Origin of the sequence: Gordonia sp. CPCC 205515, assembly GCF_048537925.1 — a bacterium.
In the GTDB taxonomy this organism is placed as follows: domain Bacteria; phylum Actinomycetota; class Actinomycetes; order Mycobacteriales; family Mycobacteriaceae; genus Gordonia.
This window is the reverse complement of the sequence record NZ_JBCLVJ010000013.1, coordinates 176714-199893: the sequence shown is the minus strand read 5'-3', so window position 1 is coordinate 199893 and position 23180 is coordinate 176714. Positions and strand designations below refer to the sequence as shown.

The following is a 23180-nucleotide window of genomic DNA, read 5'->3' as shown; positions in this document are numbered from 1 at the left end:
TGCTCTGGTGCATGGCCGAAACAGACCGGGTCGGTAGCCAATTCGGCCCGTATCGGATCGACGATGTCCTGGGGCGCGGCGGTATGGGCGTGGTCTACCGGGCGTTCGACACCGAGCGGGATCGGGTCGTCGCGCTGAAGCTGCTCAACGCCGACCTCGCGAACGATCCGACCTATCAGGAGCGGTTCCGCCGCGAATCGCGGGCCGCGGCGCGCCTCGGCGAGCCACACGTCGTCCCGATCCACGACTGGGGCGAGATCGACGGGGTGCTGTTCATCGACATGCGGTTCGTCGACGGAGAGAACCTTCGAGCAGTACTGCGCCGCGACGGAAGTCTGGCACCGACGCGGGCGGTCGCGATCATCGAGCAGGTGGCGGCGGCACTCGAGGCGGCCCATCACGACGGACTCGTCCACCGCGACATCAAGCCGGAGAACATTCTCCTGGGGGCCAACGACTTTGCCTACCTCGTCGATTTCGGCATCGCGCACGCCGAGACCGACACGCAACTCACCCAGGTGGGCACCGCGATCGGATCGGTGGCCTACATGGCGCCGGAACTCTTCGACTCCGACACGGTGTCGCCGGCCACCGACATCTATGCCCTCACCTGTGTCCTGTTCGAATGCCTCACCGGACGGGTCCCGCATCCCGCCACCACGATCAGCGCGGCCGTCAAGGCCGCGGTCCTCAACGACGCCCCGAATCCGAGCGCGATCAACGGGGAGGTGCCGCAGGCCTTCGACGTCGTGATCCGACGCGGACTGGCCACCGAACCCGCACAGCGGTATCCCTCGACGACGGCGCTGGCCGAAGCCGCCCGGCTGGCTCTGCGCGATGAGGTCGCCGACGCCGATGCGACGACCGTGATCGCCCGGCCGGACGTGCCGACCACCATGCTGGCGCCGCCGACGATTGTGCCCGGCGCCGCCGATCCGCCCGCGGAATATGCCGCACCGCAGTACTTTTCGCCCACCCGGCAGCCGGCGCCACAGTACTATGCGCCCTATCCGACGATCCCGCCCGAACCGCCCCGGCGCGGCGGTCGCGGCGCGTTGCCGGTGGTGCTGGGCGCGGCCATCGCCGTCGTGCTGCTGGCACTGGTCGGCCTCGGTGCCTACTGGCTGCTCTCCGGGTCCTCCGGCGGGGACTCGACCGCCGGCCCGACGACGCCCACGGTCACCCAGACCATCACCCCGGGCGACGCGGCACCGCAGTCCACGCCGACCGCGACGACACAGGCCGGCCCGCCACCGGGCGCGACCGAATGCGCGCCGGGCGTCGCGATCGGCACCTCCATCACGAGTTGTCCATTCGCTCAGGCGGTCCGGGACGAATACCTACGGACCGGACCGACCGGGCAGGCGCGGACCATCGTCGCCTACAGCCCGGTGACCGGCAGCTCGTACTCGATGGCCTGCACACCGGAGGGCTCGGTGGTGGCCTGTCGCGGCGGCAACGACGCGCTCGTGTACGTCTACTGAGATGCCTGCCCACGCGATGAAGCGACCTCGGCTCCGGATCGCACTCCTGCTGTGCCTGGCGGTGCTGCCCGTCGCCTGCGCCTCGACGCAACCGCCGGCGCCGATCTCCCCGGTCACCAAGACCGTCACCGCCTGGCCGAGTCCGTCGTCGTCGGCGGTCGCACCGGCCGTTCCGCGGCGCGGCGCCACCACTGCACTCGCGGCCGACTTCCGGCGCACCGCGGCCACCATCGGCATGCCCGTCGGCGTGGCCATCGCCCCGGTCGGTGGCAATGCCGTGCCTGCCCTGTCGCTGGGCGATCAGACGGTCCGCGTCGCGTGGTCGACGATCAAGGTCCCGCTCGCTCTGGCCGCCGAACGGGTCAACGGTCCGTCGGCCGCGGAGACCGCAGCGATCGTGAACTCCGACAACGCCTCCGCCGAACAACTCTGGGCGTCGTTGGGGACCCCGACGGAGGCGGCGGCCGCGGTCACCGCGGTCCTGCGGGAAGGCGGCGATCAGCAGACCGTGGTGCCCGCCCAACAACTCCGTGCCGGCTTCACCATCTTCGGTCAGACGCAGTGGGCATTACCCGACGCCGCGACGTTCACCGCACACCTGCCCTGTCTTCCCGGGTCGGCCCACGTGGTGCAGCTGATGGGTCAGGTCGCCGGCAACCAGCAGTGGGGCGTCGAGGTCATGCGGACGCCGGCGTCGACCGCGGTGAAGGGCGGCTGGGGACCCGGTGACAGCGGCGGCTACCTGGTGCGACAGATCGGTCTGATCCGATACCGCGACGGCCAGTCGACGGCGGTCACGATGAGTGCTTTCGGCGGGTCGATGGACGGCGGGATCGCCGCGCTCAACGCGCTCGCCCGGTGGCTCGACCGCCACATCATGCGCCTTCCCCGGGGCCGCTGCGGATAAAGCCGACAAATCCGACATCCGGTGTCGGTATCGGCACAGATCGGCAACGTGGCTGGTGAGGGCGGAAAAATCCCTCTAGAGTTCCAGTGACAAAAGTGACTGGGGAGACTGAAGTGACTCGTGTGAAATTGGGCGTGCTGGTGTCGGCCGGCGCCATCGTCTGTAGCGCCGTGTTCGGCACGGCCACCGCGGCCGCTGCCCCGGGGATTCCCGGCCTACCCGGGATGCCGCCGCTCCCGGAACCGATCGCGAAGCTTCTGACCCCGCCGGTCCCGCCGAGCAAGAAACTCGCCGGCGACTTCGCGGTGCTGCAGAAATCCCTGCGCCGATCGTTGCCGGGCCAGGTGGGCGTCGCGGTGGTGCCGGTCAACTCCGACCGGGCCATCTCTCTGGGCAGCCTGCGCACCGGTCGGGCCTGGTCGACCCTGAAAGTGCCCGTCTCGCTGGCCGCGCAACGCAAGTACGGCCCGGCGGTGGCCGAACGCGAGAACAAGGCGCTGACCCTGTCCGACAACGACGCCGCCGGCGCGCTGTGGGGATCGCTGGGTGGCGGACGGGTGTCGGTCGACGCGGTGACGAAGGTGCTCCGGGAGGGCCACGACACGCGCACCCATGTGTCGTCGGAGGCCGACCGTCCCGCGTCGTACCCGGGTTACACCCAGTGGGCGCTCACCGATCAAGCGCGCTTCGGGGCGCACCTGCCGTGCATGGCGGGGAGCGAAACGGTGATCCGGCTCATGAGTTCGGTTGCACCGAACCAGAATTGGGGTGCCACCAAGCTGGGCCATCCGGAAGCGGTCACCGCAGTCAAGGGCGGCTGGGGTCCGGCGACCGACAAATCGCCGGGCTATCTGGTGCGCCAGTTGGCGATCATCACCACCAATCGGGGACAGGTTGCGGTCTCGATGGCGGCGGTGCCACGCAGCGGCCGCTTCGAGGACGGCACGAAGATGCTCAACCGGCTGGGCGCCTGGCTGGGCCGGGAACTCGCGACGCTCCCGATGGGACGCTGCTGACCCGACTCACTCCTCGGGCAGTGAATGCCGGCCGGTCGCCGGGCGTGTGGTTGGGGCGTCGACGACAGGTGGGGCAGGCGTCGACGGGGCGGGTGCCGTCGGTGCCGGGGGTGCCGCCGACGCGGCGGTGACAGCCGGGGCGCCTGCGGGTCGTGTCAGCGCCGCAGCGATCACCGTCGTCAACGGGACCGAGAGGGCGATCGCGATACCGCCGACAAACGACCGCGCGAGTTCGACGGCCACCGCGTCGGTGGTCAGCAACGACGCGAACGGCTGCTGTGCCACCGAGAACAACAGCAGCAGTGGGAGCGCGCTGCCGGCGTAGGCGAACACGAGGGTGTAGACGGTGCTCGGGATGTGGCCCCGGCCGCCGCGCAGGGCGGCAGGGAAGGTGGCGACCCGAGTCGGTCCGCCGGCCGCAGAGAGCTCGAACGCGGCCGACGCCTGGGTGATCGTGACGTCATTGAGTACGCCGAGGGTGCCGATGATGAACCCGGCCAGCAGCAGGCCGTCGATCGAAATGCTGCCTTGGTACACCTGGAGATTGGTGGTCTGATCGCCCGACAATCCGGTCAGGTGCATGGTCTCGATACACAGCCAGCTCAACACGCCGGCGAGAATCAATGAGGTCAGTGTTCCCAAGAGAGCCGAACTCGTCCGCAGGCTCACCCCGTGCGCGAGGTAGAGGACGACGAACAGGATCGCCGCCGCAGACACCACGGCAACCGCAACCGGGGATTCGCCGTTGAGGATGGCCGGCAGCGTGAACACGCCCAGCACCAGGAACGCGAACGCGAGCCCGATGATCGAGCGCAGTCCGCGCCAGGCGGCCACCAGCACCACCGCACCGACGAACAGCAGGCCCCACACCAGCGTCGGGATGCCGCGGCGATAGTCGAAGAACGTGTACCGCGAGCTCCCGTCGGGGCCGGGCAGCGAGCTGAGCCGGATCTTGTCGCCCACCTTCAAGGACGGCTGGCCCGCCTGCGGCGCGTCGAGCTGGTCGGCGGGAGGTGCCACCGCACCCGGTTCGGTGCCGGACTGCGCCCGGTTGGTAGGAACCTCGAGGAGCGTGTAGCGGCCTTCGTCGGCGCCGCTCTCCAACCGCACGGTGTTCTGGATACACGGCGCATTCGGTGCCACGCCCTCGATCTGGAACTGCTCCTCGAGCGACACCGTGCCCGCCAACGGATTCAGGCACGCGCCGCGTATCTGCGCCACGACCACACCGTCGACGGTGGTGATCGGCCCACCGTCGGCCGATCGGAACTGCATCGGGATCGCATGGTCGTGCTCCGACGGCCACAGCACGATGGCGCCCGCCACCACCGCGAGACCGATGACCGAGAGGCTACCGATCACGATCCAGCGGGCGATCGGCGAGAGCACGGCGGGGATGTCGCGGAGATGATGCGAATGGCCGACATGCCCGTGGTTGCGGGGCGATGCGATGCCGTCGTGCTCGCCTGGAGGTTGCGTCACGACGACACCCTATCCCGCGAGATGACCCCGACAGGTTGTGTGCGGCTACCCGGTGTCACCGACCATCGCGGCGCGGGCAGAGTAGAAGTGGAGTCATGCGATCAACCGATGTGCTCACCGACGGATTCAGCAGAGTGGCCGAGAACGTGCACGCCGTGCTTGACGGCATCACACCCGAACAACTCGCTCATCGACCAACCCCGGACGCCAACACCATTGCGTGGCTGATCTGGCATCTCACCCGTGTCCAGGACGCGCAGATCGCCGACGTCGCCGGCACCGACGAGGTGTGGACCGCCTCCGGCTTCTATGACCGATTCGCGTTACCGTTCGACACGTCGGCGTCGGGCTACGGGCAGACGCCGACCGAGGTCGGGCAGGTGGTGGTGACCGACCCGTCGCTGCTGGCGGATTACTATGATGCGACACACCGCGTCACGGCCGGTTACCTCGCCGATCTCTCCGACGACGATCTTGATCGCGTCGTCGACAAGAACTGGAATCCGCCTGTCACACTGGGCGTTCGGATCATCAGCATCCTCGACGACGATGCACAGCACGTCGGCCAGGCGGCCTACCTTCGGGGGCTTTCCACCGCTGGTTGAGCGCGAAGGGCGAGCGAAGCGAGGCCGACGCTGGTCGAAACCTGCTGGTGACGAGCGGGTGGAACTACGATCGACAGCCCTGCATCGTCTGGAAGTCACCGGCAAAAGCCATGCCGCCCTTGCACGTTGGGCCGTTCTTCCCGTCGACGATGACGGTGGCGCCGGGTCCGGCGATACCGATCGCGAGTCCCGGCCGGATGCCGGTCATGGTGACCGACGAACCCGGACCCCAGGCGATCGCGGCCGGGGCAGCATTGTTGTCCGCGGTGGAACTTGCCTTGCCGCCGTCGTTCGAGATCGCCAGCGCCAGGCCCATCGGACCCGACATCGCTTGGCAATCGGACATTTTCGACATCTGCCCGGGTAATGCCGGACAGACCTGCGGAGCCGCTTGGGCGGCCGGTGCCGCGGCGAGGGAGATGCCGGCGGCGCCGGCAGTCGCGATGACGAGTCCGAGAGTGGCGCGGGTGATGGTGCGCATGGTGGTGCTCCTGCAGATGGGCTGCGATCTTTGGACATCAGCCATTCGGAGCCGATCTGGCGGCAGATGGGTCGCCACCGGACGTCGACGTCAGCCGACGTGCACGTGCGGGCGCAACGCGAGGTCGGGTTCGGCTCGCCGCAACACCTCTCGGGTCACCGGCGCCACCTCGCCCTCGCCGATGAACAAGAACTTCAACAGATTCGCGATCGGATTGCCCTCATTCCACTCGAAATACACGTTCGGGATCACGCCGGTCTGATCGCGGATCGCCAACAGCAGTGCGGCAATGGAATTGGGCACCGCTGCCGAATCCACCCACAGAATCCGATACCCGCCCTCGTGGATGCGACCGTGCACCCGCAGGTCGGAGGAGAACTCCGAGGAGTCGATCACGTTGACCTCGAGGAAGACGATGCGATCGGCGGTGGGGATGTGGCTTTCGGCGCGCTGGGCGAGTTCCTTGTCGTGATACTCGTACAGAGACCGGACATCCGGGTCGTGGGTGACGATCTGCACCTCGCCGCCGGCGACCGCCTCGTCGATGATCTGCTGGGCTGTCTCGTCGAAGGTGATTGAACTGCTGCGCAATTCGAAGGCGCGGTTGATGCGGGAGGCGAAGGAGACGACAAGGATCGCGACGATGAAGAACGCCGCCACCTGCACACCCTCGGGGCGTTCGAAGACGTTGGCGATGGTGGTGTAGAGGAAGATCGCCGCGACCACCACGTAGGCAATCGTGCGGGCGAGCATGCCGCGTTTGCGCACTGACAGCGACACCGCTATCGACGCCGAGGTCATCAGCACCAGCACACCGGTCGCGTAGGCGGCGCCCTGCGCGTCGACGCTGGCCCGGAAGTAGAGCGTCACCACTGCCCCGATGACCGCGAACACCACCACCAGCGGCCGGGTGGCGCGCGCCCAATCGGGGGCCATGCCGTAGCGGGGGAGATAGCGGGGCACCAGGTTGAGCAGGCCGGCCATCGCCGATGCGCCGGCGAACCAGAGGATCAGGATCGTCGACAGGTCGTAGATGGTGCCGAACGCCGAGCCGAGGTACTCGTGGGCGAGATAGGCGAGCGCACGACCGTTCGCGGGTCCACCAGGCAGGAAGTCGCGTTCCGGGATGAGAATGGTGCAGATCAGTGAGCTGGCGATGAGGAAACCGCTCATGATCAGCGCGGAGGTCGTGAGGAGTCGGCGGGCACCGGCGATGCGAGCACGCGGATAGTCGGGGGTGTCCTCGGGCGAGCCGTTGATCTGCGGCATCACCGCCACGCCGGTCTCGAAGCCGGAGAGCCCCAGGGCGAGCTTCGGGAACACGATCAACGCGATGGCGATCATCATCCACGGACTGCCGTGCTCGGTGACCATCGCGTGCCGCCAGTCGACGATGACGTGCGAGGCGGTGGCGATGTGCCACAGGCCGTCGACGACGACGACCAGGTTGAGCGACAGGTAGACGGCGACGAGACCGACCGCGATGGTGATCGCCTCGGTGAATCCACGGAGGAACACCCCGGCCAGCAGACCGAGCAGGATCAGCGTGATCAGGATGCGATGGCCACCAAAGGAATCCGGGATCAGCGGATTCTCGACGAAGTGGGCGGTCGCATCGGCGGCCGAGAGCGTCATGGTGATCAGGAAGTCGGTGGCCGCGAAACCGAGCAGTACCAGCACGAAGATCTTGCCGCCCCACCGCGGCAGCAGATGTTCGAGCATCGCGATCGAGCCTTCGCCATTGGGCGATTTGCGAGCCACGTACCGATAGACCGGGAGCGCACCGAACAGCGTCAGCGCCACCAGCACGATGGTCGCCAGGGGAGCGAGCGTGCCGGCGGCGAGCGCAGCGATACCGGGCTGGTAGCCGAGAGTGGAGAAGTAGTCGACGCCGGTGAGGCACATGACCTGCCACCACCGATGCGTCTTGGTGCCGTGCGCCGGTCGGGCGTGTGGCCCCATGAGGCCTGCGGGCTCCGGCGTGATGTCGGCGAGGAACCAGCGTCGCAGCGGCGACGGTGGCGCGGTCTTCTGCACCGGAACAGCGTAATGCGCTTGGCGCCGTGAGACGATCGGAGTCGTGACCGCGCCCTCGTCTGCACCCACCGACGACTCGTCGGCACCTGCCAGTGAGTCGATGGTCACCGTGATCATCGCGTTCGCGATGAATGTGCTTGTCGCCATCGCCAAATCGGTGGCCGCGGTGCTCACCGGCTCGGCATCGATGGTGGCCGAGTCCGCACACTCCTGGGCCGATGCCGGCAACGAGATCTTCCTGCTGATCGCCGAGCGCCGGGGTGCCCGCGGGCGTGATCGACGACATCCCTTCGGCTATGGGCGCGAGACCTACATCTGGTCGATGTTCGCGGCCTTCGGTCTGTTCACCGTGGGTGCGGTGGTGTCGGTGATGCACGGTATCTCCGCATTGCAGAATCCCGAACCCGACACCGACTACCTGATCGGCTATATCGTGCTCGCGATCTCGGCATGCCTGGAGAGTGTGTCCTTCGCGCAGTCCATCCGGCAGGCGAACGCCGGCGGTGAACGGTTCTCGATGCACCCGCTACGGTTCGTGAGCCGTACCTCCAACACCACGCTGCGGGCTGTGTTCTTCGAGGATGCGGCGGCATTGATCGGTTTGGCGATCGCCGCGGTCGGCATGGCCCTGCACGAGATCACCGGCTCGGCCGTCTACGACGCCGCCGGCTCGATCCTGGTCGGTGTGCTCCTCGGCGTGATCGCCATCTTCCTGATCAAACGCAACAGTCAGTTCCTGGTGGGTCAGACGGCGATGGCCCCCATGCGCACGGCGATCCTGCGCGGGCTGCTCGAACATCCCGACATCGACCGCGTCACCTACCTGCACGCCGAGTACGTCGGGCCGAGTCGGTTCTACCTCGTCGCCGCCGTCGACATCGTCGGCGATCTCGCCGAACACGATCTCGCCGAGCGACTGCGCGGGCTGGAAGCCGAGATCGAACGCAACGACAACATCGTCGAAGCGGTGTTGACCCTGTCCACCAAGGACGAACCGTCACTGTCGCTCTGACGACGGTTCGGTAGCTTGGGGGTGTGGACCTCCGAATCTTCATCGAACCTCAGCAGGGCGCGACCTACGACGATCAGCTCCGGATGGCGAAGGCGGCCGAAGACCTGCGATTCGACGCGTTCTTCCGCTCCGACCACTTCCTCGCGATGAATGCCGAGGGACTGCCCGGACCCACCGACTCCTGGGTGACCCTGGGCGGTCTGGCGCGCGAGACGTCGACGATCCGGCTGGGCACCCTGGTCACCTCGGCGACCTTCCGCTTCCCCGGCACGCTGGCGATCCAGGTCGCTCAGGTCGATGAGATGAGCGGTGGGCGTGTCGAATTGGGGCTGGGCGCGGGCTGGTTCGACGCCGAGCACGCCGCCTACGGAATCCCGTTCCCCGGACTCAAGGAGCGCTTCGACCGACTCGAGGAATCTTTTGAGATCATCACCGGACTGTGGGGCACCCCGGCGGGCCGGCACTTCGATTTCCAGGGGGAGCACTACACGATCCGGGATTCGCCCGCGCTGCCCAAGCCGGTGCAGTCGCCGCGACCACCGATCATCGTCGGCGGTGGCGGCAAGAAGCGCACCCCCGCGCTGGCCGCCCGCTTCGCCGACGAGTTCAACCTCGCGTTCTCCCCGGTCGACGCGTCTGCCGAACAGATCGGTCGTGTGCGCGCCGCAGTCGCGAAGGCCGGCCGACGCCCGGAGACGATGATCTTCTCCGCCGCCCAGGTAGTGTGCTGCGGCCGGACCGACGCCGAAATCGCCCGCCGCGCCGAGGCCATCGGACGCGACGTCGACGAGCTGAGGGCGAACGGACTCGCGGGCACTCCCGACGAGGTCGTCGCGAAGATCGCGGAGTACCGGGAGATCGGCGTCTCCCGGATCTACCTGCAGACCCTGGATCTCACCGACCTCGACCACCTCGATCTCGTCGCGAAAGAGGTTGCGCCGCAGCTCTGATCTCGGCGTCGATCAGCCACGAACCCCGCCGTGCATCTCCCAGTAGAGGATCTCGGCGTCGTCGGTGGCGGTCAGGTCGAGAGGGCCGTGGTCGGTGAGCCGCAACGCATCTCCGGCATCCAGCGCGCCGACGCCGTCGACGTCGACCGACCCGCCGACAATGAAGAGGTGTCCGAACTGCGCAGCAGGGAGCGTCAGCCTGCCGTCGCATCTCGGCCGTGCCGCGTACAGTGCGACAAACGGATTCGCGATCGAGATTGCCGAGGAGTCGGCGTGCTCGCGCCGACCAGAGGCCACCACAACGAGTTGACCGTCGCGCAGCCCATCGGTGAAATCGGCTTCGGCATAACCGGGTTCGAGACCAGCGTGCTCGGGTGGGACCCACATCTGCACCACTCGCAGCGGGTCGCCGTCGCGACGGGAGGAGGCGTTGCCCTCTGAGTGACGGATGCCGGTACCCGCGGTCATCCGTTGTGCCACACCGGGGTGCAGCACGCCTTCGTGTCCGCGGGAATCGCGATGGCGCAATGCGCCGTCCACCACCCAGGTGATGATCTCGATGTCCTGATGCTGGTGGGTGTCGAGTCCTTCGCCGGCATCGACACGGTCATCGTTGTGCACCAATAGCATTCCGTGCGCGTTTGCCGCGAGGTCGAAATTGCCGGTGGCCGGAAACGATTGCCACGACTCGAGCCACTCGTTGTGCCAGTGAAATCGGTCGGCGGCCCGGATCAGCCGGACCTGGGCGACGGTCCCGGCGGTCACCGGTCCGCCAATCGGTGTGCGAGTCGACTCATGATGCGCTGCAACGCTATTCCATCCTCGGGTGCCAGCGCCTCGAAGTAGATCCGGCGCACACAGTCGGCGTGCTGAATCGCAGCCTTCTCGAAGGCGGCGCGTCCGTCATCGGTGAGCACGGCGTAGCTGCCACGGCGATCCTCGCTGGCACGTTCCCGGCGTAGCCAGCCGTTCCGGCACATGGTGTCGATCTGATAGGAGAGCCGCGAGGTGGAAAACACCATGGCATCGGCGATCTCGCGCATCCGCAACCGGCCGCCGGGAGCCTCGTGCAGCAACAACAGAATGCTGTAGTCCGACATGGACATGCCCGACGACGATTTGAGGTCGTCGTCGAGCATGGCATGCAGTCGTGCCGTGGTCTCCACGAACGGTCGCCAAGCAACGGCGCGGGGATCGTCGGCCATCAGCGAACCGTGTGCGGCATCAACGCATTCGGCGGGATCACACCGAGGCGGCCGGCGTTGAAGTCGTCGATCGCCTCCATCAATTCCGCACGGGTGTTCATGACGAACGGTCCGTACTGCGCGACGGGTTCGCGGATCGGCTGCCCACCCAGCAGGAGTACCTCGAGTGCGGGTCGGTTCGAATCCTGGGAGGCGTTGGCGGACACGGTGATCCGACTGGCATCACGACCCGATCCGAAGACCGCCAGTTCGCCCTGCTCGATCGGCCGAGCCTCGGCGCCGACGGTGCCGCGGCCGGACAACACGTATGCCAAGGCGTTGAAGTCCGAACGCCACGGCAGCGACACCGATGCACCCGGTTCCACGGTCACGTGCGCCACCGTGATCGGGGTATGGGTGGCGCCGGGTCCGGCGTGGCCCTCGATCTCACCGGCGATGATGCGGACGAGCGAGCCGCCGTCGGCAGAGGTGATGAGCTGTACCTCACCGGATTCCAGATTCTGGTACTTCGGCGCCAGGAACTTGTCCTTCGCCGGCAGGTTCACCCAGAGTTGGATGCCATGGAACAGGCCGCCGGACTCGACGAGCTCGGCCGGTGGCGTCTCGATGTGCAGGATGCCCGACCCGGCGGTCATCCACTGGGTGGCGCCGTTCTCGATCAATCCGCCGCCACCGGTGGAGTCCTGGTGCTGGAAGCGGCCGTCGATCATGTAGGTGACCGTCTCGAAGCCGCGGTGCGGGTGCCACGACGTGCCCTTCGGCTCGCCGGGCTCGTAGTCGACCTCACCCATCTGGTCCATGTGGATGAACGGATCGAGGTCGGCGACCGAAGCGCCGGCGAAGGCCCGCACCACCGGGAATCCTTCGCCCTCGTAACCGCGGGGTCCGCGGGTGACGGACTTGACGGTGCGCTCGGTATCGCCGAGTGCAGGTGCAGGCAGGTGGGGCAGGGTGACGGTATCGGCGGTGACGGCAGGCATGGTGTCATCCTCTCTCGGTCGAGTCCAGATTAGCTCAAAATTGAGCTATCTGGTGGGATCAACTCCGGGATTGCCGGGAGTATTCCCGGTAACCCGCGCGTACCGGCCCGGCTGAGACGATCGGCGTGAATAATCTGCAGACATGGCCGACAGAGGAATTGGGTCGCGCGATACCGGTAACGCCCCCGGCGAACGTCAGCGCTTCAAGAAGCTCGCTCAGGCGGCACTCAACGCGGATGTGACGGTTGATCAGGTGCAGGGCATCCTGGTCGATCTCGGCGGCGTGCTCGAGGACATGGACAAGACGATCACCGGCCTCGACGGCGGCATCGACAATCTCAACGGCACCCTGGCCCGGATGTCGGGCACCCTCGACCAGGTGGACGCCACGGTCGGCGCGATGGGTGAGGTCGTCGACCGCCTCGAACGCGTCGTCAGTCGGGTGGAAGCACTGGTTGGCATCGGGGAGGCCGCGCTGCGGCCGCTCGGTGCGCTGGAATCGGCCGGTCGCAGCGTCGCCGCCCGCTTGGGTCTGCACGTCTGAGGCGAATCCTCGGTTGCGGTTTTGCGCGGAAACTGATGTAAACAGTGACCGATCGCCGACAATGACCGGCATGACTGTCACAGAACACTCTTTCCGCGGGAAGCACGGCGAGACCATCACCTACGACGTGACCGCACCGGACGGGGAGCCGCGCGGTGTCGTGGTGATCGCGCACGGACTCGGTGAACACGGGCGCCGGTATGGGCACGTCGTCGACCGGCTGGTCGGCACCGGCTACACGGTAGCTGTCCCCGATCATCTCGGGCATGGCCGATCGGGCGGGAAAAGGCTACGGGTACAAGACTTTTCCGACTTCACCGCCGATCTCGACCGGGTCATCGACGAGGTCGCGTCCGACGACCTGCCCACCTTCCTGCTCGGACACAGCATGGGCGGATGCATCGCGCTCGACTACGCACTGGATCACCAGGACAAGCTCGACGGCCTCGTGCTCTCCGGCGCCGCGGTGGTCCCCGGCGCCGATCTGTCGCCCGTCGCGATCCGGCTCGCGCCGCTGCTGGGCCGCGTCGCGCCGTGGCTGCCGACGACCGCCCTCGACACCGCCAACCTGTCCCGGGATCCGCAGGTCATCGCCGACTATCACGACGACCCGCTGGTCACCACGGGCAAGATCCCGGCCGGTCTCGGAGCGGCGATGCTGGGGACCATGAAGTCGTTCCCGGCTCGGTTGCCGTCGCTGCATCTGCCGCTGCTGGTGCTGCACGGCGGGAAGGACGCGCTCACCGATCCGGCGGGCAGCACGATGGTCGACGAGCGGGCGGGGTCGACTGACAAGACCCTGACCATCTACGACGGCCTCTACCACGAGATCTTCAACGAGCCGGAACAGGACCAGGTGATCGGCGACGTCGTCGACTGGCTGACCGCGCACACCGCCGGATCGTCCAACTCAGAGTCGAACTGAAAAGGCCTCGTCCGCGACTCCGGGGAAAGTCGCGGACGAGACCCCTCACCCCCGGTACGACCGGGGAGGTTTCTCAGGCCCCGGGTGCCGGGGTCGTCGTCGTGGTCGGATACTCCGACGGGTACAGGTAGTCCTCGTCGTGATGGTGACGCCAGCGCGGCGCCTCCTCGGCCGGCGTGGACTCCGCGGTCGTCGGTGCCGCACTCTGGGTCGACGGCGTGGTCTCGGCGGGTGCCGATTCGGTCGGCGCCTGCTCTTCGCTCGGCGGCGTCGGCACCGGTGCGTCGACGTCGGTCCGGTGATCGCGACGTCCGTCGGTCTCCGCACCCGGCGCCCACGGATCACCCGACGGATCGGTGGAGTCGGCGGCTGCGGACTCCTCGGTGGTCTCCGACGACGATGCCGCTGCGGATTCCGATGCCGACTGCGGCAGCACCGGCGAGGCCTTGGCGGCCAGCACGGCGGCCTGGGTGGCCTTGGTCGACCCTTCCGGGTCCTTGGCGCCGGACGCGTTGACGACCTGGGTCTTGGCGGTCACCGGCGGGTTGGATTTCAGCGCGTCGAGCACATGCTCCTTGCCGTCGGCCAGGCCGCGTCCCCAGTTCTCCCAGGTGTGTCCACCGAAGTTGGGCAGCGAGATGACCGACGCACCGCTCTGGCCGGCCTGCAGCTGCATGAGCACCGTCGACACCGCCGACAGGATCTCCAGGGCGATCGCCGAGACCTGATCCTCCGGCTTGAGCTTGGCCAGCTCCGACGGGGTGAGGAAACCGTTGCCCGAGGAGATGATCAGCACCTGGCCGTTCTCCTTGAGCTTGTTCACGTTCCGGGACGGATCGTTGTCCTTCCACTGCTGGCTGCCCGGCGCACCCCACATGTTGAGGATGCCGTTGGTGTAGTTGGACACCATGGTCTGGCTGGCGAACACGCCTGCGGCGCCGATCGGGTTGGCGGTCTGGTAGTAGCCCGACATCGCCTGCACGACCTTGAACTGGTCGGGATGACGCTCGGCCAGCGTCACCGCCGGACCGCCCGACATGGACAGTCCGACGATTGCGTTGTTGTTGCGGCTGACTCCGAAGTTGCCGGCCAGGTACTCGGGCAGCTCCGAGGTCAGGAAGGTCTCCTGCTTGATGACGGTGCCCTTGTCGCCGGCCCCGCCGTTCCAGTCGGTGTAGAACGACGACGCGCCACCGACCGGCATGACCAGCGTGGTGTCGGACTTGCCGTCGTAGACCTTGGCGGCCTGCACGTCGGTGGTCCAGGCCGAGCGGTCCTCGCTGGCACGCATGCCGTCGAGCAGGTAGACACCCTTGTCGCTGCCGTTCGACGCGCGGATCTGCACGGTCACGAACTTGTTCATCGACTTCGACCAGACCTTGCAGTTCTGGACGTAGTTGCCCGACTTGTCCCACGTGCACCCTTGCCGCAGCACCTCGGGGTGACCCGCGAGTGCCGACGCCTTGTTGCCGCCGGAGAGCAGGGTTGAGATGCCGAAGAGCACCAGGCTCAGCACCGCGACGATGGCCACCCCGGTGAGTCGGCGACGACGTCGCGACGGCTTCGCGGGTGTCTCGGGTGCGGCGTCGTCACCGTCGGCGACGGTCCAGCCGTCGGAGATGAGCGTGGGTTCCAGGGATTCGTGCGGTGATGACATGGGACTCCTGAGTGCTTGCGATGCGCCGAAGGAATCTGGCGCACCGTAGTTGTCAGGTGTGTCGTCGCCGTCGTGCGCGGCGTTACAGCGTTCCGGCTGTGAGGTTCACCGGCGTCGCGCGGTGATCTGGTCGACGCCCATCCGGCCGTCGCGGAACGCCATCCGTCCGCCGACCAGATACAGGCGCCACACGCGGGCCACCTCGTCGCCGACGAGATCGACGATTTGCGCCCAGTTCTTCTCGAAGTTCTCGTACCAGACATCGACGGTGCGGACGTAGTCCTCGCGCATGCCCTCGACCCCGACGATCTCGAGTCCGGCGGCCTCGAGGAGGCCGGTCGTATCCCCGACGGGCCGCATGTACATGTCCGGGGCGATGAATGCCTCGATGAACGGACCACCGCCGGGGTGGCGGCCGTGCGGGCGGGACATCTGCTGGATGCAGACGCGCCCGCCGGGAGTGAGACGGTCGTGCAGGACCTGCGCGTAGGTGGGGTAGTTGCGCTGTCCGACGTGTTCGCCCATCTCGATCGAGGCGACCGCGTCGAACGGTGGGTCGTCGATGTCGCGGTAGTCCTGCACCCGGATGGTCACCCGGTCGGTGAGGCCGCGTTCGGCGATCCGGGCGTCGATGAAGGATTTCTGCTCGGCCGACAACGTCACCCCGACCACTCGCGCGCCGAAGCGCTGTGCCGCATACAGACTCAACGATCCCCAGCCGCAGCCGATGTCGAGGAAACGGAGATCCTCGGCGCGGTCCAGTCCGACCTTGCGGCACACCGCATCCAGTTTGTCGGCCTGCGCGTCGGCCAACGTGAAGCCGGGATCGTCGGAGGTCCACAGCGCGCTCGAATACGCCATGTGGTCGTCGAGGATGAGTTGGTAGAAATCGTTCGACAGGTCGTAGTGGTGACTGATGACCGCGCGATCCCGCAGGCGGGAATGCAGTCGCCCGCGTACCCGCGCCTGGCTCGTCGGTGCCGGCGGGGGAGGTGTGAACAGGCCGAACCTCCGTCCGAGGCGCACCAGATCCCACAGCAGTCGCGGGGTCGGCCGTACTCCGCGCAAGCCGCGGGCCGCGGCCACCGACCACACGTGGGTCAACGCGTCATCCAGATCGCCGTCGACGTCGAGGTCGCCGGTCACATACGCCTGTGCCGCACCGAGTTCCCCCGGATGCCACAGGATGCGACGCAGCGCCTCCGGACGGTAGAGGGTGACGTGCGGGGCGGTGTCGGGTCCGGCGACCGACCCGTCCCACGCCGTGAGGTGGATCGGCAGTTCCCCACCGACGTACGGTTCGAGCAGGTCGGCGAGTTCTCCGGCCACGGACATGGACCCTGCCTCTCTGGTTGTGCGCTTTCTGGGTGCGGCGCGCGTTGTTCTATGGCATGTTCGCTGCGGGGCACTCGTCGGATGGGTGCCGACGGCAGAAAGCGTTGCGCATATGACCAAGCGGTGGGCACTCCTCACGGTATCGATCCTGACCTTACTGCTCGGACTGCTCACGCATCCGGCGCCGGCCTCTGCCGACCCGGGTCCCGGCACCGTATTGCGCACGCGCCCGGTGCAATTCGTGTCCCAAGGTGTGGTGGTACCGGTGTCGGCGACCCAGGTGCACTATCGCAGTGGCGACGACTTCGGCCGACCGATCACCGGTGTGACGACCCTGCTGCGCCCGCCGAATGCCAACGGCCGCATCATTTCCTTCCACATGGCCTACGACGGACTGGGTGCCCAGTGTGCGCCGTCGTACACCCTGCAGGGTCACCATCCGAGCACGGCGGCGCGGTTCGAACAGGTCGCGATCAACGGTTACCTTGCCTCCGGCTACACCGTCGTCGTGCCGGATTATGAGGGACCACAGCAGGAATGGACGATCGGGCGACAGTCCGGACATCTCGCCCTCGACGGCATCCGGGCGGCCGAATCGGTGTTGCGGATGCCGCGGTCGACGCCGGTCGCCATGATCGGGTACTCGGGCGGCTCGGTGCCCACCGATTTCGGTGCCGAACTCGCCGCGACCTACGCCCCGGAGTTGCGCCTGGTCGGTGCCGCGGCGGGTGGTCTGCCGGTGAATCTCGCCCACAACCTGCCCTATGTCAGTGGCAGCAAGGACTGGGCCGGGGTGATGCCCGCGCTGATCGTCGCCTACGACCGGGCCTACGATCTGGATCTGCCGTCGTTCCTGTCGCCGTACGGGCTTCGCCTGGTCAATACGGTTCGTAACCAGTGCATCGCGGACTTCGCGGCCGACTACCCCGGGCTCACCGATCAGCAGATGCTGCGCGCGCCGTATCGGAGTCTCCTGCAGGTGCCGTCGGTCCGAGCCGCGATCGCCCGCAATGTGATGGGCACGGTCGGCACGCCGCGGATGCCGATGATGCTGGGTGTCGGACACAAGGACAAGATCGGCGACGGGGTGATGGTCACTGCGGATGTCGCCGGCCTGGCCCGCACCTACTGCCGTCGCGGCGTACCCACGAATCTGCATGTCTATCAGGGTGATTCACACGGAACCGCATTCCTGCCGTTCCAGCGCGATGCCGCGCTGTTCCTCACCGCCCGGTTCGCCGGACGCCCGGCCACGGGCTGCTGACCGATCGGTCACACGAAACCGCCCCCGGGAACACTGTCCCGGGGGCGGTTTGCGTCAGTGAATCAGCTCAGGCGCCGTAGCCCAGCATCGACTTGACCTCGAGGAACTCGTCGAATGCGTAGTCGGACCACTCGCGACCGTTACCGGACTGCTTGTAGCCGCCGAACGGGGCCGTCGGATCGAGCTGAGCGCCGTTCAGCGAGATCGACCCGGCGCGGATGCGCGACCCGACCTTGCGGACCTCGTCGACATCCTTGCCCGAAACATAGCCGGCGAGACCGTAATCGGTGTCGTTGGCGATCTCGACGGCGTTGTCGACCGAGTCGTAGCCGATCATCACCAGCACCGGGCCGAAGACCTCGGTGCGGGCGATCTCCATGTCGTTGGTGACGTCGGAGAACACGGTCGGCTTGACGTAGTAGCCGGTGGGCAGTCCGTCGGGACGACCCGGTCCGCCGTCGACGACAGTCGCGCCGTCGGAGACGGCTCGCTCGAGCAGACCCTGGATCTTGTCGAACTGTGCCTCGGAGACCACCGGGCCCAGCCGGACATCGGTGCTCGGGTCGCCGACGGTGACCTTCTCCAACGCCGACTTCGCGGCCTCGGCCGCCTCGGCCATGCGCGCGGCCGGCACGAGCATGCGCGACGGGGCATTACAGGACTGGCCCGAGTTGACCATCATCTGGTTGACGCCACCGGCGACGTTCTTGGCGAACTCGTCGTCGTCGAGGATCACGTTGGGGCTCTTGCCGCCGAGTTCCTGCGCGACGCGCTTGACGGTCGGGGCGGCATTCTTGGCGACCTCGATACCGGCCCGCGTGCTACCGGTGAAGGAGACCATGTCGATGCCCGGGTGCGAGGAGATGGCCGAACCCACACCGGGGCCGTCACCGTTGACCAGGTTGAACACGCCCGCAGGTACACCGGCGGCGTCGAAGATCTCGGCGACGATCGCCGCACTGAACGGCGCGACCTCCGACGGCTTGAGCACCATGGTGCAGCCGGTCGCCAGCGCCGGTGCCACCTTGACCATGACCTGATTCAGCGGCCAGTTCCACGGGGTGATGAAACCGCACACCCCGATCGGCTCCTTGACGACGCGGGAGGTGCCGCGGTCTTCGTAGAACTTGTAGTCGGGGAGCTGCTGGGCGGCGGTCATCAGGTGGGCGAGGCCGATCGGCACCTGCACGTTGTTGGCCAGGCCGTTGGGCGCACCCATCTCCTCGGTGACCGCGGCGGCCAGGTCACCCATACGCTTCTGGTACTCGGCGATCACCGCGTTGAGGACACCGACGCGCTCCTCGACGGTGGTCTGGCTCCAGGTGACGAACGCCTTGCGGGCGGCGTCCACGGCGGCGTCCACGTCGGCGGCGGTGCCGATGGCCACCTGACCGGCAGCCTTCTCGGTGGCGGGATTGATGACGTCGATGAGGTTGAGTTCGGCCGGCTCGACCCACTGGCCGTCGATGTAGAACTTGGTGATCTCGCGCATGCGCATCCTCCGAGGGGTTTCGAAAACACACACCGGGTGGTGTCGTCTCCACCACACTATGCCTGCCTGCCGACACCGCGCATCGGGGATGGGAAACGTGCGTTGTCAGATTGATTCTCGAATTGAGACGAAGAACATCTCCCGGTGCCCGACGATCCAAAACTAGGGTGGAGGCATGATCCTCATCGTCGTGAAATGGCCGGTCAAACCCGAATACGCCGAGCAGTGGCCCGAGCTCACCAGGGAGTTCACCGAGGCCACCCGGGCCGAACCGGGCAATAAGTGGTTCGACTGGTCGCGCAGCCTCGACGACCCCAACACCTACGTCCTCGTCGAGGCGTTCGACGACGACGCCGCCGAAGCGCACGTCACCGGAGACCACTTCAAGAAGGCGCAGGCCGAACTCACGCAGTACATCGTGCGAACCCCCGACATCATCAACTTCCAGATCGACCAGGACGACTGGTCCAAGCTCGGGGAGTTCGAGGTCTCATAGGGTGATTGTGGGCCCCCACAAGCCGGGCTTGTGGGGGCACAACGTCGGGACGTCTACCGGGGTGAAGCGGGAGCGGGCACCGTGGACTCATGACCGCAACACTTGACCGCGCACCCGTGCAGAGCCCTCGATCGTCTCGGCGTTTCCTCGCTGACCTCGACTCTCGTGGGCAGGTTGTCGAGCACCTCACGCCGAACTGGTTCGCCGCGGTGATGGGGACCGGCATCGTGGCCAACGCGGCCGCGGCCGTCGCATCGCAATCGCCGGTCGTGATGGGATTCGCCACCGTCGTGTGGCTGGCGGCGACGGCGCTGCTGCTGGTCATCTCCGTCGGCTTCGCCACTCACTGGGTGCGGCATCCAGACACTGCACGCAGCTATGCGGCGCATCCGGTCATGTCGCACTTCTACGGCGCGCTGCCGATGGCGATCCTCACCGTCGGGGCGGGCACCGTGCGGTTCGGCCCCACCTTCCTCGGTTCCGGCGTCGCGACCGCCATCGGTTTCGCCCTCTGGGGACTCGGTACCGCGATCGGGCTGTTCACCACCGTGTGGGTGCCCTACGCGATGATCACCCAGCCGCACCGACATGAGTCGATGGCGCTGCCCGCGTGGCTGATGCCGATCGTCCCGCCGATGGTGTCGGCGGCCACCGGCGCCGCACTGATCGACGCAGTGCCGGCCGGCCAGGCGCGGCTGTTGATGCTCGCATTCTGCTACGCCCTGTTCGGCCTCAGTCTGATCCTGGGCATGACCACGATGACCCTGATCTACGCCCGCCTGGTACGCGGCGGTGTGCCGACCGGCGCAGCGGCCCCCACCATCTGGATCACCCTGGGCATGATCGGTCAGTCGATCACTGCGGTCAATCTGCTTGCCGCGCATGCGGGTTCCGTGTTCACCGGAGATGAGACCGCGATTGCGTTGGGACTGAAGGTGTTCGGCATCGTCTACGGACTGGCCATGGGTGGTTTCGGCTGCGCGATGTTCACCCTCGCGACCTGCCTCACCGTCCGGGCGTTCCGCCGCGGACTGCCGTTCGCCCTGACCTGGTGGAGCTTCACCTTCCCGATCGGCACCTGCGTGACCGGACTGGCCGCGCTCGGGGTGGCGTTGAATGCCAGCGTCATTCACGGTGCTGCCGACGTGCTGTACGTCGTGCTGGTCGTCGCCTGGGCCGTCGTCGCCACCCGCACCGCACGCGGCGTGTTCTCCGGACGGATCTTCCTCCCCGCATGAAACAGCCGACATGGCACCGGAATCCGCGGACTCCGGTGCCATGGTGCATCGAGCGGTCAATCAGGCGATGACCGGACGACCCATCGGCAGTGCACGACCGCCCGTCGACGTCGACATCGCGTCGAAGAACAGATACGCGCCGACCGCGGCGAAGGCGAACACGGTGACTCCGGCCGCATCCTGAATTCCGGTGCTGCCCTTCGCGGTTGCCAGGAGAACGAGGGCGAGTGCGACATCGATGAGCACGAACAGGATGGTGAAGGCGAGTGGTAACCGCAAGGTCGCCAGCGTCAACATCACGATGACCACCAGCCACGACGTCAGAAACACCTCCTGGGTGCTGATCACGGCGGCGCTGTCGATGCCAAACCAGTTGTGCGTCAGGCCCACTACCAGCGCGGCATAACTCAGCCAGAAACCGCTGAAGATGCCGAAGATCGCCGCCACCGCGTTCTGGCCGAGCGAGGCCGCCCACACCGCGGCGACCAGCTGCCCGATGCCGGTGGCCGCCAAGATGATCGGGATCGACGCACCCACCGCCGAGGCCGGCACCACGCCGATCAGCACGAGCCCGAGGGCGACGGACCCGACGATGAACGTGGGCACACCGATGGTGGCGGGATTGGCCGGTGGCGATGCGGCGGATTCGAGCACCGGCAGGTCTGCCGTATCCACGGCACGGGTTTCGGTCACCGTTGCAACGTCGGTCATGAGGAATCCTTCGGGCGGGGAGCGACATGCGGAAGTGATGTCGACCGCCAACGTAACGGCGAAGTGTGCTGGATCACAACGATTGACGAACTGTCCTCACCCGGGACTGTCCGAACGATCAGGGGGTCAGCTGACCGGATCGAACGATGTCACCCGATGCGGCGCAACCGGATTGCGCGCTGCGCCGACGCGATCGCGGCGGCGACGGCCAGGACCACCATTGGTGCGGTGATACCGGTCCACGGGGTGATCGTCGTCAGCAACACCGGCAACCCGAAGCCGAGATAGCACGCGACGTAGAAGATTCCGGTGACCGCACCGCGACTGCGCACCGGGGCACAAGCCTCGACGTCCATCAGGCCATCACGCAGGCACAGACCGTAGGCCAGACCCAGCACGATCGAGGTCACCAGGAACACCGGCATCGACGGATGCGCGCCGGCCAGCGCGGTGAGAGTGAAACCGACGGCGGCCAGCGCCGCGCCGACCACCCCGGCCGTCTGCCCCACGTGCGCCCGACGGACCGCGAACTGGATGAGCACACCGGTGCCGAGGGCCACCGCCGCCGCCACGCCCGGCACCCACGCGCCGCTGTAGCGATCGCTGATCCGTGCGGCCAGCACGACCACCGCGACGGTCACCGACGCGAACACCCACAGCGCCATCGGCACCGACCACGACAGCGCGCGGCCGACCGACCTCCTCGTGTCCTCGTCCACGTCGGTGCGGTGCGGCCCGTGATGGCCCGGCGTCGCCGGCGTGAGCACAGTCGCCACCGCCGCGACCAGCAGCGACACGATCCCGCTCACCAAGAACGGCACGGCCAGGGGGCGCGGTGCGAGTTCGGCCAGCAGCCCGGTGATGACCGGACCCATGGCGAAGCCGGTGGTCAACAGCGCACCGGCGAGAGTGGCGCCGGATTTGCCGCGAAGGTCGGCGGCCCACGCGGTGCCCGCGCCGATGGTCAGGCCCGCGCCAAGCCCGACGACCAACCGTCCGACGAGCACGCCCGTCGCGTCGTGCCAGCCGACCATCATGAGGTTGCCGATCCCGGCGAGGACCGCGCCGGTCAGGACGACGGGTCGTCGGCCGACCCGGTCGGACAGCGAACCGCCACCGAACAACCCGGGTAGCAGGCCGATCGCGTAGATACCGAACGCGCCGTCGAGCACCGTCGACGACAATCCCTCCGTCGATTTCAGCACCGGGATCATCGACGCGAAATGATTGGCACCCCAGCCGGTGACGAACAGCACCGTCAGGACGGCGGGCAGTGCGAAGCGTCCGGTGTGGGGGAGCGGCGGCGTGGATTGTCGGGAACTCATCGAATCCGATTCTGCCGGTTATAGAGTGAGCCGA

General features: G+C 67.3%; 22 protein-coding genes. 11 read left to right on the top strand and 11 right to left on the bottom strand.

Annotated features, from left to right (window positions below; all coding sequences use genetic code 11):
• The first annotated feature begins 11 nt into the window (after positions 1 to 11).
• From AAFP30_RS20790 to AAFP30_RS20780, 3 genes are all read left to right on the top strand, one after another.
• Complete coding sequence (locus AAFP30_RS20790) at positions 12 to 1484, top strand: serine/threonine-protein kinase (RefSeq protein WP_419231905.1); 1473 nt, start codon at positions 12 to 14, stop codon at positions 1482 to 1484.
• Position 1485: 1 nt separating this feature from the next.
• Positions 1486 to 2391 carry a hypothetical protein gene (locus tag AAFP30_RS20785; RefSeq protein WP_419231904.1) on the top strand — a complete coding sequence of 302 codons (906 nt, stop codon included), beginning with the start codon at positions 1486 to 1488 and terminating at the stop codon, positions 2389 to 2391.
• A gap of 224 nt (positions 2392 to 2615) precedes the next feature.
• On the top strand, positions 2616 to 3407 hold the full coding sequence (locus AAFP30_RS20780; protein WP_419231933.1) for a hypothetical protein: 792 nt from the start codon (positions 2616 to 2618) through the stop codon (positions 3405 to 3407).
• Between the two features lie 6 nt (positions 3408 to 3413).
• On the opposite strand, the gene AAFP30_RS20775 is transcribed toward AAFP30_RS20780, so the two are convergent.
• A complete protein-coding gene (locus AAFP30_RS20775) occupies positions 3414 to 4889 on the bottom strand; it encodes a YibE/F family protein (RefSeq protein WP_419231903.1) in 1476 nt (491 codons plus the stop codon).
• Between the two features lie 95 nt (positions 4890 to 4984).
• Here AAFP30_RS20775 and AAFP30_RS20770 point away from each other — a divergent pair, with 95 nt between their 5' ends.
• On the top strand, positions 4985 to 5494 hold the full coding sequence (locus AAFP30_RS20770; RefSeq protein WP_419231902.1) for a mycothiol transferase: 510 nt from the start codon (positions 4985 to 4987) through the stop codon (positions 5492 to 5494).
• 64 nt (positions 5495 to 5558) lie between these two features.
• Here AAFP30_RS20770 and AAFP30_RS20765 read toward each other — a convergent pair whose 3' ends face one another.
• Both AAFP30_RS20765 and AAFP30_RS20760 read right to left on the bottom strand, forming a co-directional pair.
• Entirely contained in the window at positions 5559 to 5975 is a 417-nt protein-coding gene (locus tag AAFP30_RS20765; protein ID WP_419231901.1) for a DUF6764 family protein, read from the bottom strand.
• A gap of 90 nt (positions 5976 to 6065) precedes the next feature.
• On the bottom strand, positions 6066 to 7937 hold the full coding sequence (locus tag AAFP30_RS20760; RefSeq protein ID WP_419231932.1) for an amino acid transporter: 1872 nt from the start codon (positions 7935 to 7937) through the stop codon (positions 6066 to 6068).
• Between the two features lie 175 nt (positions 7938 to 8112).
• Here AAFP30_RS20760 and AAFP30_RS20755 point away from each other — a divergent pair, with 175 nt between their 5' ends.
• Together AAFP30_RS20755 and AAFP30_RS20750 are read left to right on the top strand one after the other, a co-directional pair.
• The gene (locus AAFP30_RS20755; RefSeq protein ID WP_419231931.1) at positions 8113 to 9024 is read left to right on the top strand and encodes a cation diffusion facilitator family transporter; all 912 of its coding nucleotides are present in this window, start codon (positions 8113 to 8115) and stop codon (positions 9022 to 9024) included.
• Between the two features lie 23 nt (positions 9025 to 9047).
• Complete coding sequence (locus AAFP30_RS20750) at positions 9048 to 9974, top strand: LLM class F420-dependent oxidoreductase (RefSeq protein WP_419231900.1); 927 nt, start codon at positions 9048 to 9050, stop codon at positions 9972 to 9974.
• Positions 9975 to 9986: 12 nt separating this feature from the next.
• Here AAFP30_RS20750 and AAFP30_RS20745 read toward each other — a convergent pair whose 3' ends face one another.
• The 3 genes from AAFP30_RS20745 to AAFP30_RS20735 are packed head-to-tail and all read right to left on the bottom strand — an operon-like array spanning position 9987 to position 12159.
• Positions 9987 to 10739, bottom strand: coding sequence for a pirin family protein (locus tag AAFP30_RS20745; protein WP_419231899.1), 753 nt, complete (start codon positions 10737 to 10739; stop codon positions 9987 to 9989).
• Complete coding sequence (locus AAFP30_RS20740; protein WP_419231898.1) at positions 10736 to 11179, bottom strand: MarR family winged helix-turn-helix transcriptional regulator; 444 nt, start codon at positions 11177 to 11179, stop codon at positions 10736 to 10738. Before AAFP30_RS20740 ends, AAFP30_RS20745 begins: the two co-directional genes overlap by 4 nt.
• Positions 11179 to 12159, bottom strand: coding sequence for a pirin family protein (locus AAFP30_RS20735; RefSeq protein ID WP_419231897.1), 981 nt, complete (start codon positions 12157 to 12159; stop codon positions 11179 to 11181). The genes AAFP30_RS20740 and AAFP30_RS20735 overlap by 1 nt, the downstream gene beginning before the upstream one ends.
• 142 nt (positions 12160 to 12301) lie before the next feature.
• Here AAFP30_RS20735 and AAFP30_RS20730 point away from each other — a divergent pair, with 142 nt between their 5' ends.
• Positions 12302 to 12703 carry a hypothetical protein gene (locus AAFP30_RS20730; RefSeq protein WP_419231896.1) on the top strand — a complete coding sequence of 134 codons (402 nt, stop codon included), beginning with the start codon at positions 12302 to 12304 and terminating at the stop codon, positions 12701 to 12703.
• 70 nt (positions 12704 to 12773) lie between these two features.
• Positions 12774 to 13628: an alpha/beta hydrolase gene (locus AAFP30_RS20725; protein ID WP_419231895.1), complete on the top strand. Its 855-nt coding sequence runs from the start codon at positions 12774 to 12776 to the stop codon at positions 13626 to 13628.
• A 73-nt stretch (positions 13629 to 13701) separates the two neighbouring features.
• Here the strand turns inward: AAFP30_RS20725 and AAFP30_RS20720 are convergent, their stop codons facing one another.
• The gene (locus AAFP30_RS20720; protein ID WP_419231894.1) at positions 13702 to 15285 is read right to left on the bottom strand and encodes an alpha/beta hydrolase-fold protein; all 1584 of its coding nucleotides are present in this window, start codon (positions 15283 to 15285) and stop codon (positions 13702 to 13704) included.
• A 105-nt stretch (positions 15286 to 15390) separates the two neighbouring features.
• Positions 15391 to 16620, bottom strand: coding sequence for a class I SAM-dependent methyltransferase (locus AAFP30_RS20715; RefSeq protein ID WP_419231893.1), 1230 nt, complete (start codon positions 16618 to 16620; stop codon positions 15391 to 15393).
• 112 nt (positions 16621 to 16732) lie between these two features.
• Between AAFP30_RS20715 and AAFP30_RS20710 the strand changes: the two genes are divergently transcribed.
• A complete protein-coding gene (locus AAFP30_RS20710) occupies positions 16733 to 17884 on the top strand; it encodes a lipase family protein (protein WP_419231892.1) in 1152 nt (383 codons plus the stop codon).
• 67 nt (positions 17885 to 17951) lie between these two features.
• Here the strand turns inward: AAFP30_RS20710 and AAFP30_RS20705 are convergent, their stop codons facing one another.
• Positions 17952 to 19376, bottom strand: a complete 1425-nt coding sequence (locus AAFP30_RS20705; protein ID WP_419231891.1) for an aldehyde dehydrogenase family protein — start codon at positions 19374 to 19376, stop codon at positions 17952 to 17954.
• Between the two features lie 175 nt (positions 19377 to 19551).
• Here AAFP30_RS20705 and AAFP30_RS20700 point away from each other — a divergent pair, with 175 nt between their 5' ends.
• The gene (locus tag AAFP30_RS20700) at positions 19552 to 19872 is read left to right on the top strand and encodes a putative quinol monooxygenase (RefSeq protein WP_419231890.1); all 321 of its coding nucleotides are present in this window, start codon (positions 19552 to 19554) and stop codon (positions 19870 to 19872) included.
• Positions 19873 to 19961: 89 nt separating this feature from the next.
• Positions 19962 to 21110, top strand: coding sequence for a TDT family transporter (locus AAFP30_RS20695; protein ID WP_419231889.1), 1149 nt, complete (start codon positions 19962 to 19964; stop codon positions 21108 to 21110).
• Between the two features lie 60 nt (positions 21111 to 21170).
• On the opposite strand, the gene AAFP30_RS20690 is transcribed toward AAFP30_RS20695, so the two are convergent.
• Positions 21171 to 21821: a GPR1/FUN34/YaaH family transporter gene (locus tag AAFP30_RS20690; protein WP_419231888.1), complete on the bottom strand. Its 651-nt coding sequence runs from the start codon at positions 21819 to 21821 to the stop codon at positions 21171 to 21173.
• A 149-nt stretch (positions 21822 to 21970) separates the two neighbouring features.
• Positions 21971 to 23146 (bottom strand): MFS transporter, encoded by a 1176-nt coding sequence (locus AAFP30_RS20685; RefSeq protein ID WP_419231887.1) that lies wholly within the window; start codon positions 23144 to 23146, stop codon positions 21971 to 21973.
• Between the last annotated feature and the right edge of the window lie 34 nt (positions 23147 to 23180).